General features: G+C 40.2%; 9 protein-coding genes. 5 read left to right on the forward strand and 4 right to left on the reverse strand.

The features are described 5' to 3' along the window. The first annotated feature begins 9 nt into the window (after positions 1-9). From coaBC to H4J65_RS05250, 4 genes are all read left to right on the forward strand, one after another. The gene (gene coaBC / locus H4J65_RS05235) at positions 10-1,266 is read left to right on the forward strand and encodes a bifunctional phosphopantothenoylcysteine decarboxylase/phosphopantothenate--cysteine ligase CoaBC (RefSeq protein WP_182196374.1); all 1,257 of its coding nucleotides are present in this window, start codon (positions 10-12) and stop codon (positions 1,264-1,266) included. A 145-nt stretch (positions 1,267-1,411) separates the two neighbouring features. Then, the gene (gene slmA, locus H4J65_RS05240; protein ID WP_182186534.1) at positions 1,412-1,996 is read left to right on the forward strand and encodes a nucleoid occlusion factor SlmA; all 585 of its coding nucleotides are present in this window, start codon (positions 1,412-1,414) and stop codon (positions 1,994-1,996) included. 65 nt (positions 1,997-2,061) lie between these two features. Then, positions 2,062-3,534: an aminoacyl-histidine dipeptidase gene (locus H4J65_RS05245; protein WP_182196379.1), complete on the forward strand. Its 1,473-nt coding sequence runs from the start codon at positions 2,062-2,064 to the stop codon at positions 3,532-3,534. Positions 3,535-3,749: 215 nt separating this feature from the next. Then, positions 3,750-4,409: a response regulator transcription factor gene (locus tag H4J65_RS05250; protein WP_182186530.1), complete on the forward strand. Its 660-nt coding sequence runs from the start codon at positions 3,750-3,752 to the stop codon at positions 4,407-4,409. A 102-nt stretch (positions 4,410-4,511) separates the two neighbouring features. On the opposite strand, the gene H4J65_RS05255 is transcribed toward H4J65_RS05250, so the two are convergent. The 4 genes from H4J65_RS05255 to H4J65_RS05270 form a co-directional block, all read right to left on the reverse strand. Beyond that, on the reverse strand, positions 4,512-7,949 hold the full coding sequence (locus H4J65_RS05255) for a PAS-domain containing protein (protein ID WP_182196401.1): 3,438 nt from the start codon (positions 7,947-7,949) through the stop codon (positions 4,512-4,514). A gap of 78 nt (positions 7,950-8,027) precedes the next feature. Next, a complete protein-coding gene (locus H4J65_RS05260; protein WP_182137115.1) occupies positions 8,028-8,468 on the reverse strand; it encodes a hypothetical protein in 441 nt (146 codons plus the stop codon). A gap of 162 nt (positions 8,469-8,630) precedes the next feature. Next, entirely contained in the window at positions 8,631-10,370 is a 1,740-nt protein-coding gene (locus H4J65_RS05265) for a sodium:solute symporter family protein (protein WP_182137116.1), read from the reverse strand. Next, a complete protein-coding gene (locus H4J65_RS05270; RefSeq protein ID WP_182137117.1) occupies positions 10,370-10,621 on the reverse strand; it encodes a DUF4212 domain-containing protein in 252 nt (83 codons plus the stop codon). The genes H4J65_RS05265 and H4J65_RS05270 overlap by 1 nt, the downstream gene beginning before the upstream one ends. A 289-nt stretch (positions 10,622-10,910) precedes the next feature. Between H4J65_RS05270 and H4J65_RS05275 the strand changes: the two genes are divergently transcribed. Further along, the gene (locus H4J65_RS05275; RefSeq protein ID WP_182186526.1) at positions 10,911-12,752 is read left to right on the forward strand and encodes a putative nucleotidyltransferase substrate binding domain-containing protein; all 1,842 of its coding nucleotides are present in this window, start codon (positions 10,911-10,913) and stop codon (positions 12,750-12,752) included. Positions 12,753-12,759: the final 7 nt, after the last annotated feature.

Raw genomic sequence — 12,759 nt, forward strand, 5'->3', positions numbered from 1 at the left:
TAGCAGTTTATGCAGATTCTTCAGGGTAAAAAAATCCTATTGGGTATCAGTGGTGGCATTGCCGCCTACAAAACGCCAGAGCTAGTGCGCCGATTAAAAGACCAAGGTGCTGATATTCGTGTCGTGATGACAGAGGGCGCTCAAGCCTTTATTACGCCATTAACCTTACAAGCAGTTTCCGCCAATGCGGTATCAAGTAGTTTATTAGATACGCAAGCTGAGTTGGCTATGGGCCATATCGAGCTAGCAAAATGGGCTGATTTTATTTTAATTGCACCCGCTACAGCCGACCTTATTGCTAAAATTGCCGCCGGATTGGCAAATGATTTGCTAACCACGCTTTGTTTAGCGACCGCAGCGCCAGTTGCTATTGCACCGGCAATGAACCAACAAATGTGGCATAACCCAGCAACACAAAAAAATATTAATACCTTAATGTCATGGCACTACCGCCTATTTGGTCCAGGTGCTGGCGAACAAGCCTGCGGTGATGTCGGCTTAGGCCGCATGTTAGACGTGCCTGAGTTAGTCGAATTAACTTGCCAAGCCATCGCAAAAATGAATAACCATGATACTGACTTAAATGAGCCAAAACCTTTAACTGGCCAGAAATGGTTAATTACCGCTGGGCCGACACGCGAAGCTATTGACCCTGTGCGTTATATTTCCAACCACAGCTCAGGAAAAATGGGTTTTGCTATTGCCAATGCAGCGCAAAGCCTTGGCGCAGAGGTCACCATCATCTCAGGGCCTGTTAGCTTAACAACACCACAAGGTTGCCAAAAAATAGCGGTAACGAGTGCCACAGAGATGCATCAACAGGCTATAGCACTTGCGCCTGATGCTGATGTTTTTGTCGCTTGTGCTGCTGTGGCTGACTATCGTATTGATCATATTGCCAGTGAAAAAATTAAAAAATCTCAAGATACCATGCAACTAAATTTGATCAAAAACCCTGATATTGTCGCTGATGTTGCTGCATTAGCGCATAAGCCTTTTACGGTTGGTTTCGCCGCTGAAACGCAAAATGTAGAGCATTATGCTCGTGATAAATTAGCCCGTAAAAATCTTGATATGATCGCCGCCAATAACGTCGCGGCTGCAGGTCAAGGCTTTAACAGTGACAATAATGCGTTAACGGTATTTACCGCTAGCGATAAAAAAGTTTTACCTTTAATGAGCAAAAATGAGCTTGCCAAACAATTAGTCCAACATATTCACCAAACATGGCAAGGTTCTCGATTAATAACTAGGTCGGGCGGCTAATTTCAGGCTTGAACTTCAAGCTTGAACATCAGCTAAATAACGCTATACAATCACGCTAATCTTTTAGTAGTAAACCCATCGGTATAATTTATTCATCCGTTTGGTCTGACTGTTGAAAATATAATAACAATAGAGAATCAGTTTTATGTCGGCAACTCAAAAACCTAATCGTAAACAACAAATTTTAGAATGTCTTGCGCATATGCTAGAAACCAGCGCAGGGCAGCGGATCACAACGGCAAAACTTGCCGCCGAAGTCGGTGTTTCTGAAGCAGCGCTTTATCGTCATTTTCCATCGAAAGCACGGATGTTTGAAGGCCTAATAGAATTTATTGAAGAATCTATTTTTTCTCGGGTAAACCTGATATTAACCGACCATAAAGAAGCCTTGATTCGTTGCCATCATATTTTGCATGTATTACTTATTTTTGCTGAGCGTAATCCCGGTATGTGCCGTATTCTTGCTGGTGATGCGTTAATGGGGGAGAATGAGCGTCTACGGGCTCGTGTGAATCAATTTTTTGAAAAGCTTGAGTCACAATTTAAGCAAGTTTTACGAGAGCGAAAGCTACGAGAAGGTAAAGGTTTCACCATTTCAGAGCAGGCTTTAGCCAACATTTTAATGGCTTATGCTGAAGGTAAAATTAATCAATATGTTCGCTCGGACTTTAGCAAGAAACCCAGTAACGATTTTAATGAGCAATGGCAATTTTTAATGGCTGATAAATAGGCCATTGCTGCACAAAACATCAAGCGATTTATTTTCGTTAGTAAGTAAAAATTTAAGGAAGGCTATTGAGCACGTTAGCACAACTAGAACCAAGCAAGTTATGGCAAGTTTTTGATAAAATTTGTAGCATTCCACACCCATCAAAACACGAGCAAAAAATATCGCTGTGGATCCAAAGCTGGGCAACTGAACTCGGGCTAAGTGTTAAAGAAGACGCCATTGGCAACCTCATTATTAAAAAACCCGCCACGGCAGGGATGGAAAATAAAAAGGGTGTTATTTTACAAGCTCATATGGATATGGTGCCACAGAAAAATGCGACTACTGATCATGATTTTCGTATCGACCCTATCAAGCCATACATAATTACCGAAGCTGATGGCGACTGGGTAACCGCTGAAGGTACAACACTAGGTGCAGATAACGGTATTGGCTTATCATCTGCGTTAGCGGTCCTGGCCAGTGACGATATTGTGCACGGCCCGCTAGAAGTTTTAGTCACCATTGATGAAGAAGCAGGCATGACGGGGGCTTTTGGTCTTAAAGCCGGTTGGTTAGACGGCGACTTGTTAATCAATACTGATTCAGAGCAAGAAGGTGAAGTGTACATGGGTTGCGCTGGCGGCATTGATGGTGAAGCTACTTTCGCTATTAGTAATGAAAGTGCGCCTGCAGATGTTGAATCATTTAACTTGTCAATTTCGGGTCTTAAAGGTGGGCACTCGGGTGTCGATATTCATACCGGTCGAGCCAACGCTAACCAAGTATTGGTGCGTTTTTTACTCGACGCTAGTAACACCTTAGGTTTGCGTTTAACGGAATTAAATGGCGGCAGTTTACGCAATGCTATTCCGCGCGAAGCCGATGCTAGTTTTGTTATTAGCCGTAATAAAATTGAGCCGTTAAAAGCCAAGCTAGCTGAGTATTTAGCAACAGTGCGCCAATCGCTAGGTGCTATCGAAACCCATATCGAGATGTTATTGATTTCGCCTGAAACCTTTGATGAATGTTGGACGCAAGCCAGCCAAAATACTATCTTACGTGCACTTAACGCTTGCCCTAATGGTGTGTTACGGATGAGCGATGACATTGAAGGCATTGTTGAAACCTCATTAAACTTAGGTGTTATGCGCAGCAAAGGTAATAAATTTGTCGCCATGACTTTGATCCGTAGCTTACATGACGACGGGCGCTTAGCCGCACAAACTATGGTGCAATCTGTGTTTGATCTCGCTGGCGCAAGTATTAAATTTTCTGGTGCTTACCCTGGTTGGAAACCTGATACTAGCTCAGCATTAATGCAAACTGTGCGTAACACTTATCAAACACTGTTTAATAAAGTACCTGAAATTATGGTTATTCATGCCGGTCTTGAATGTGGCTTATTCAAAACAGCTTATCCGCATTGGGATATGGTGTCATTTGGTCCAACGATCAAATTCCCTCACTCACCGGATGAAAAAGTACAAATAGCGACTGTTGAGCGCTATTGGCAGTTATTGTTAGCCGTATTAGCCAATATTCCAGAAAAGTCGTAAGTGCTGCTGTAGCGCGTTATTTTAGTGCGCTACAAGTCGCTTTTCTTTTTTATTTGCTACTGTAATTTACTCGATTTTAGCACTATTTGATTATTTTGGATAAAACCCGACCAGATCTGCAAAATGTTTGCTAGACTAAAGTCTAATGAACAACCCATTGTAAACAACCTAAAATAAGCTCGGCATCCTATAAATTTTATAAAGGAAATAACCATATGATTCAGCCAGAAAAAATTATAATAGCTGACGATCATCCATTATTTAGACAAGCATTATTAGGTACATTAAAATTAAAACTCACCCAAACACATTGGTTGGAAGCACAAACTATAGCAGAGCTAGAACAGCAACTGCGCGACAATACCGACAGTGATCTGCTATTACTAGATTTGCATATTCCCGGTGCTCATGGCTTTAATACCTTGATACATGTACGTAATCATTTTCCACAAATACCGGTTGTAGTAGTATCGGCTCATGAAGACCACGAAACCATACATAAATCTATGGGCTATGGCGCTTCAGGCTTTATTCCAAAGTCTACCCCCGTTGAAGATATTTATAATGCTATTCAACAAGTCTTATTAGGTAATGTTTGGACACCCGATGCGTACAGTGAGTCGTCACCGATGCAAGACAATAACAATATTGCAGAGCGTGTTGCTAGCTTGACTCAACAACAATATAGAATTTTAATGATGTTCGCCCAAGGCATGCTTAATAAACAAATTGCCTATGATTTAAATGTCTCAGAGGCGACCATCAAAGCGCATGCCACGGCAATATTTCGTAAACTTGATGTGCGTAACCGTACACAAGCGGTTATCGTTATTGCTCAACTTGATATTTCTGACGTGCAATTACAAGACTGTTAATGTGTAGTTACCTGAACTTTAAGCACGAAAATTGAATCATTAAAGTTGAATCACGAAAATTGAATCACGAAAGTTGAAAATAAGTAAGGTTATCAAGAGTCATTATTGCCAATACTTTTCTTGCATTTTTTTCGTTAACATCGAACTCATCATCGCTCTAAGCGCGGCAGGTTTTATCAATTTACGCATAAAACCAATATCTGCTACTAGGGCTTTTTCCTCTAGGTTACTATCTGTGGTGGCGGTAATTAACACCGCAGGCACGTAGTGTCGACTCAACTTTCTTAGCTCTGTAATTAACGCGATACCGTTAAAGTCAGCGTCGAGTTGATAGTCAACTAACAGTATTTCGATATCGTTTTTGTGCTCATCAAAAATTGACAGTGCTTGATGATATGAATCCGCGGCCAATACATTGCAACCCCATACTGATAATAGCTCAATCATACCACCTAAGACATCAGGGTCATTATCGATACACATCACCGTAACATCGCTTAAACCTAAATTAACCACAGGTTTTGCGACTACTGATTCTCGTTGTGCTCGAGTGCGTTCAACCCCAACGGTAAACTTACAACCCATATTCACTTGCGAACTCAGCGCTAAAGGGTGACCCAATAATTTAGCTAAGCTTTGGGTAATGTTTAGCCCTAAGCCTAAACCACCTGCTGATGAATTCTGCTGATTATCTAACTGGGTAAATTGCTCAAAGACCATGGTTTGTTTTTCTTCAGGAATACCTGGGCCATTATCCAGCACTTGTATATCAATAATATCTCCTTTCGCTCGTGCTCCTAACAATATCTTACCTGGACTGGCATAACGAAAGGCGTTACCAATTAAATTTTGCAATATTCGGCGTAATAAACTTCGATCTGAGCGTAACCACATTGAATTACAGCGTACTCGAAACTCCACTTCATGTTCCAAGGCACTGGCAGAAAACTCTTTGGCAAGATCATCAAATAAAGACTTCAATGAAAAAGAGCTAATATTGAGTTTTATGTTACCACTTTCAATCCGGGAAATTTCTGCCAGATCTGCCACTAGGTCATTGGCTACTTTTAAAGAGTGGTCAATATTGTCTACCTGTCGTTGTTGTGTTGCCGTTAAATTGCCTTGGCTAGCTAAAGCTGAGGTAAATAGCCGCGCCGCTTCTAATGGCTGCATTAAGTCATGACTACAAGCTTTTAAATATAAGCTTTTTTTAATATGCGATTGCTCCGCTTTTTCACGGGCTAAAGCTAAAGCATCGTTGGTTTGCTCTAATTTTTGTGTTCGCTCAAGCACCCGCGTTTCTAAATCCACATTGGCTTCAATTAAACCTCTCTCGGCTTGACGATAGACGGTAATATCAGAAAAGAGCATAACAAAGCCACCACCCGGTAGCGGATTACCTTCAATGCGTATAACCCTACCGTCACTATCTTCTCGTTCAGAGCTATGTGGACTGCCATTGCGTAAATGCATTAGGCGTTTACTGACTTGCTCATCAACCTTACCGACACCGCATAAACCTCGCAGTATGTTAAAGCGAATTAAATCACTGACGGGGCTACCTTGAAAAACCAGTTCACTGGGGTAGTTAAATAAATCAACATACTTTTTGTTCCAGGCCACAAGGTTTAGCTCACTATCAACAATGGAAATCCCTTCACTGGCATTTTCGATCGCACTTTGTAATAAATCTTGGCTATATTGTTGTCGTTGGCTCGACGCTTCTTCCACTAATACTGCGACTTCGTCTAAAGCAATATCACGACCATCTAACGCCGACGATAAGACTAAACGGGCAGACGATGCTCCCATAACACTCGCCAAAGTATTTTCAGTGTGCTGTAATAATTTTTGGTTATACGCCACATTGCTCATTTGTGTTTTGTCTGTTGAACACTGAAATTGTATAAAACTAGCGCTAGATTTCTCTTCACCCACAAAGCGTGAAAGTAATAGCTCAAGTTCTTGATAATTTATTTGTTTATTACGTTGTAACTGTAAAACTTTTGGCGCTTTGTATTCCATAAATAAGGATACTTGCATGCGCTCTTGCACACTTTGACGACTGACATGAGAAAGTAACCACATGGCAATGATGTTAGCTGATAATGACAACAGACTTGCCATCGAATTAGCCGGTAGAAAGCCTCCTTCAAAGGGGTTTGGATAAAGACCAAACTGTGGCAGAAAGTTGAGTGTTAACCAAGCACCAAAACCAATCACGATTCCGCCATAAACCGCAGTTAAAGTGGCTCTACGCCAATAAAAAGCGGCGACTAATGCGGGCGTTAATTGGGCAAAAGCACCAAAGGCTATTTCACCTAAAGAACTTAAGGTATCTGGCGAGGTCATCAAAAACACGCCATAGCCTAATAAAATAACAAATAAAATTAATATTTTACGAATAGTTAATAATCGTAAACGGAAATTATCATAATCTGTTTCATGGTGTTTATTTGCTCGATATAACCACGGAAAAACAATTTCATTACTGAGCATAGTACTCAAAGCAATAGAAGAAATGATTACCATAGAACTGGCAGCAGATATTGCGCCCAAAAAGGTTAACAAGGTTAACCAAGGTTGTTGCTGATACCAAGGTAGAAATAATACGTAAGCATCAGAGGGAACACTATCGCCCAATAATAACTGTCCTGCTAGCCCTAACGGCACCGCAAAAATTGCAAATATTAATAAGTAAAGTGGAAAAATTCGACGACTAAGCCAAGTATCTTTTTCATCTTTAAGTTCAACCACCATGACTTGAAATTGCCGTGGTAATGATAAAAATGCCGCCATAGTGATCACTAGCATAGCGAACATTGACATAATATTGGGAAAGTTCAGTTGTTGTTCAAGATTCAGGACAGTTGACGATCGACGCCAAATTTCCATGGGCGAATCAAAGAGCACGTAGGTAACAAAAATACCAACGGCAGCGAAGGCAAACAGCTTTACTAAAGATTCAAAGGCTATCGCGAGCATGACACCCGGATGACGTTCAGTCACATCGATATTACGCACACCAAATACTATGGTAAAGCCGGCTAAGACTAAACTAACGATTAAACCAAAATGCCAATTAGCTAAACTCTGCTCTGCTTGCAGCTGTTGAAAAGTATAAACAATGGCTTTTAATTGCAGCGCGATATAAGGCATGGTGCCCACTAACGCGACTATGGTCACTAAAATGGCTAAGTTATGTGATTTACCAAAGCGAGCGGCTAATAAATCAGCGATCGAAGTCAGATTTAATTTTAAACTAACGCTAATGATGCGTTGAATGAAAGGCCAAGCGAATATAAAGAGTAGTATAGGCCCTAAATATATTGGTAAATGTGAAATGAAATTACTCGACGCTTGTCCAGTAGTGCCTAAAAAACTCCACGACGTACAGTAAACGCCTAGGGTTAATGCATAAATTATCGCCTGGCTTTTGCGTAATAATTTATGACGGTATTTATCTCCAATATAGGCAATAAAAAACAGCAAACCTATATAAGCAAAACTTAAGCCTGCTAATTGCCAATTTGGAAACATAACATTTCTCTATAACTGATATTAATCATCTGATTATATGGATTTATTCAGAGATGTCATTAAACTTAAAGTTCAACGCTAATTTAATGTTTGAGTATAAAACTCCGCAATATATTGGCCACCTTTGATGTTAGCAATAATGCGTAATTTTTGCTTATCACCCTTGTTACTAATAGTATTGCGTAAAGGTGTTGGGCTCTGCCAGTAATATGCACTATCAATCATGCCTAAAGGGTAAGCACTGGCTTGGTTGTTACTATCAACTAAAAAAAATGTTGCACTATCGAGCGGAAAAGTTGAATTTAATGTTGTAGTGCCTGCTTTATCATAAATATTGACCTCAAATGTGCCTGATTTCAACACACACTTTTCATTGATCACATCACAAAGACCAAATGGCACCATATTAAATACTCTTTCTTGATCTGCTTTATTTTCGATATAAAAATCTGACGCAATGTAGCCACCCAAGATAAGAAACGGTGCCACTATTAATGCTGTTTTTGTATGACGATTCATGATTATCCTTATTTTCTCTAGTATTCAAATTTAAAGGTTATTTTACAACTGTGTATCTTACATCAGCTGGTTATCTAGCTTAAAGACATCCTTAACAATAAAAACTAAAGGCTCCACAAGTGGAGCCTTTATTTAATGGGTATTAAATACCATCACACGCTATTAGTGATCATGTGCTGTTGAAACGCCACCATGTGGTGTACGGAAGTTTTCAACCAATTGTTGGATATGAGCTGGAGCTGGACCTGTAAATCTTAATACTGTAAAGGCTACAGCAAAGTTAACAAATGCGCCGACTGAACCAAAGGCATTAGGTGAAATACCAAAGAACCAGTTAGGACCCATATCACCTAAGAAAGATGTACCTGGAATAAACATAAGGCCTTTGTGTTGGAACACATAAAGCATAGTTACACCGATACCTGAACACATACCCCATACTGCTGCGGTACCACTCATTTTCTTAGAAAATATACCCATCATTAGTGCTGGGAATATTGATGATGCAGCTAAACCAAAGGCTAGTGCAACCGTTCCTGCGGCAAAACCAGGCGGATTTAAACCCAACCAGCCAGCGACCAGAACCGATATTGTCATCACAACTCGACCTGCTAGTAACTCATTTTTCTCTGTTAAATCGGGCGTTAATATACCTTTCATTAAATCATGGGAAATTGATGAGGATATTGCTAACAGTAAACCGGCTGCAGTAGATAAAGCGGCAGCCAAACCACCAGCGGCAACTAATGCAATTACCCAGTTTGGTAAGTTTGCGATTGCAGGGTTAGCCAATACCATAATGTCACGGTCAACTTTAATCATTTCATTCGTTGTTTTATCAGCGTTGTATTGTATTTTACCATCGCCGTTTTTATCTTCGAATTGTAATAAACCAGTTTTTTCCCAGTCTTTAAACCACTGAGGACGTTCAGCATATTCCATATTTTGACCGGCTGCTGGCTCAATAGTGTTCATTAAGTTCAAACGAGCCATAGCGCCAACTGCTGGAGCAACTGTGTATAACAAAGCGATAAAAACTAAAGCATAACCTGCTGATTGACGTGCTGCTTTTACTGAAGGAACAGTGAAGAAGCGCATGATAACGTGAGGTAAACCTGCTGTACCAATCATCAGTGACAAGGTATATGCGAACATATTTACTGAGCCACCCATGTTATCAGTAGTGTATTCTTTAAAACCAAGATCAGTGACTACCATGTCCAGCTTATCAAGTAAGTAAACACCACTACCATCTGCCAAGGTAGAACCTAAGCCTAGTTGTGGAATTGGGTTACCTGTTAACTGTAAAGAAATAAACACTGCTGGAATGGTGTAAGCAAAAATCAATACACAATACTGAGCAATTTGCGTGTAAGTAATACCTTTCATACCACCAAGTACCGCATAAACCCAAACAACGAACATACCGATGTAAAGGCCATTATCATAATCAACTTCTAAGAAGCGAGAGAAAGCAACACCCACACCTTTCATTTGACCTATAATATAAGTTAATGAAGCGATGATTAAACAAACAACCGCTACAATACGTGCAGTTTTTGAATAATAACGATCAAAAATAAACTCAGGTACAGTAAATTTACCGTGTTTACGCATGTAAGGTGCAAGCAACATGGCGAGTAATACATAACCACCCGTCCAACCCATTAGGAATACAGAACCGCCATAACCTAAGAATGAGATCATACCCGCCATTGAAATGAATGACGCAGCACTCATCCAATCGGCACCGATGGCCATACCATTTTGCATTGGTGTAATACCACCACCAGCGACATAGAAATCACTCGTTGAAGCCGCACGTGCCCACCAAGCAATACCAAAGTAAACGGCGAAAGAACCGAACACGGCAATGTAAGTATAAAGTTTTAACTCATCCATTATGATTCCCCCACGTTATATTTTTTATCAAGGTCGTTCATTTTTTTAGTATACCAAAAAACTAAACCGACAAATGTGTAAATCGAACCTTGTTGTGCAAACCAGAAACCTAGCTTATACCCACCTAGACGTATCTCATTTAATGGTTCAACAAGCAGTAAACCAAAACCAAATGAAACTACGAACCAAATAACAAGACTTATAAATATTAGGCGCAGATTCTCTGACCAATATGTTGCATTACCTTCCATCATTCTCTCCTAGCAATTATTCCTATTAAACCTGTTTAGCTTAATAGGCACAGCGTTTTATGATTTTTATACGCTTTATACCCGTTGTTTAAAGTAATGTTGACTATTAATTCGACCAGCTAGCACAAGCAAACTTGGATAAATGAATACTTAACCTACTCCAGGCTACACACTAACAATCTTTTTTCGACTCTCATATTAAACTTTAGTCTAGAACACAGGTGAAATAGTTGACTTAAGGGTTACAATTCATCTAAATACACTAAGGATACTTATTGGAGATATTGCCATGGACTCAGCATTAACCGAAATCAGTGAATTTATACAAGCGATTCCTCCGATGGATTTATTGCCGAGTAATATCATCGAACAAGTCGTTAAAGAGATCAGTATTTGTTATGTGCGTAGGGGGCAGTCGCTACCTCCAGAGGGTATTGTAGAAGCGAACCTCTACATATTACGCAAAGGTGCATTAAGTTATGTCACTGAAAATGATGAGTTATTGGGGAAATATAGTGAAGGCGATATTTGTACCGCTTTTTGCCTAAATAATGATGACAAGGCCAAAGTTACCTCTGATGAAGATACTTTGCTTTACAGCATCAACTACCATAACTTTCACCAGCTGGTCAGTGAATATCCCGATGTACTGGCATTTTTTCAGCAAACATCTGAGCAACGCCTCAATAAAAAAATGCTGCAAGTTAATGAAGACGCTATTTTAAATTCTTCATTACTTAATAGCTCAATCGCTCACTTTTGTCATGACCCTGTTTTTACCGTAAGTCCTGACACGAGTATTCAACAAGCGGCTATTTTGATGACAGAACAAGGTTTTTCATGTTTGGTTATTGTACAAAATGATCAGTTACTCGGCATAGTCACCGACAAAGACATTCGTCGGCGCTGTGTGGCGCAAGGCTTAAGTATTGAGCAACCGGTTAGCGTAATCATGACCGATGACATGGCGACAATCGATATTAAAAGTACCGCCTATGACGCGTTAATGATGATGACACAAAAGCATATTCATCATTTACCTGTCACTGCAGATAGCCAACTCAAAGGCATGGTTACTGTCACTGATTTAATGAATAATGAAGGGCAAAATGCCATTAACATTACCAGCATTATTCATAAAGCAAAATCGGTCGACGAACTCATCGAAATCAGTAGCATGATACCCAAACTGCAAATCCGGATGGCAAAACTAGGCACTACCGCTGACCATGTTGGTAAAAGTATTAGTGCCATTACCATGGCGTTTACCATTCGATTAATTGAAATGGCGGAAAAATTATTAGGCCCACCACCTGTGCCTTACGCCTGGTTGGCTGCAGGCTCGCAAGGAAGACAAGAGCAATTTGCTCACTCAGATCAAGACAACGCCTTGATCATTTCAAACGACATGCAACCACAGCATGGCTACTGGTTTAAAGATCTTGCTACTTTTGTTTCTGACGGCTTAGCCGCTTGTGGTTTTATTTACTGCCCTGGCAATGTCATGGCGACAAACCCTCAGTGGTGTCAAACACAAAAAAAATGGTCACAATATTTTGCCCAGTGGATTAACACACCAGACCCAAAAGCCTTAATGCATTGCAGCACTTTTTTTGACTTAATCACGGTTTATGGCGAGAGTAATTTACTCGAGCAAGTGCGAGTGAAAATGTTAAAAAAAACCCAAAGTAGCACATTATTTATTGCACACTTATCGCGTAACGCTTTAAATTTAAGGCCACCATTAGGTTTTTTCCGTGATTTTGTCTTAATTCAAGATGGCGAAAATAAAGCGACACTAGATTTAAAACACAACGGTATTGCCCCAATAGTTGATCTGGCCCGTATTTATGCACTATCTGAGGGGATTTCTTCGGTCAATACCATAGAGCGATTAAAGCAAGCCGCAGGCACACCTTCATTAACCAAAGCATCAGCAGCAAACCTTATTGATGCCTATGAATTTTTAAGTATGCTGCGCATGATGCACCAAGCCAACAAATTACAAAAAGGACAACAGCCTAATAACTACTTGTCACCTAAAGATATATCTAAACTCGAGCGTGAACACTTAAAAGATGCCTTTAAAGTGATCAAAACCATGCAAGACAGCCGTCAGTCAACTTATTAACGATAGC

The sequence above is a fragment of the Colwellia sp. MB02u-9 genome (genome assembly GCF_014077085.1).
GTDB lineage: Bacteria > Pseudomonadota > Gammaproteobacteria > Enterobacterales > Alteromonadaceae > Cognaticolwellia.

Bases quoted from the DNA above. Each gene is read 5' to 3' on its own strand.
- coaBC (WP_182196374.1), top strand. From the start codon at position 10: ATGCAGATTCTTCAGGGTAAAAAAATCCTATTGGGTATCAGTGGTGGC.
- slmA (WP_182186534.1), top strand. From the start codon at position 1,412: ATGTCGGCAACTCAAAAACCTAATCGTAAACAACAAATTTTAGAATGT.
- H4J65_RS05250 (WP_182186530.1), top strand. From the start codon at position 3,750: ATGATTCAGCCAGAAAAAATTATAATAGCTGACGATCATCCATTATTT.
- H4J65_RS05255 (WP_182196401.1), bottom strand. From the start codon at position 7,949: ATGTTTCCAAATTGGCAATTAGCAGGCTTAAGTTTTGCTTATATAGGT.
- H4J65_RS05260 (WP_182137115.1), bottom strand. From the start codon at position 8,468: ATGAATCGTCATACAAAAACAGCATTAATAGTGGCACCGTTTCTTATC.
- H4J65_RS05265 (WP_182137116.1), bottom strand. From the start codon at position 10,370: ATGGATGAGTTAAAACTTTATACTTACATTGCCGTGTTCGGTTCTTTC.
- H4J65_RS05270 (WP_182137117.1), bottom strand. From the start codon at position 10,621: ATGGAAGGTAATGCAACATATTGGTCAGAGAATCTGCGCCTAATATTT.
- H4J65_RS05275 (WP_182186526.1), top strand. From the start codon at position 10,911: ATGGACTCAGCATTAACCGAAATCAGTGAATTTATACAAGCGATTCCT.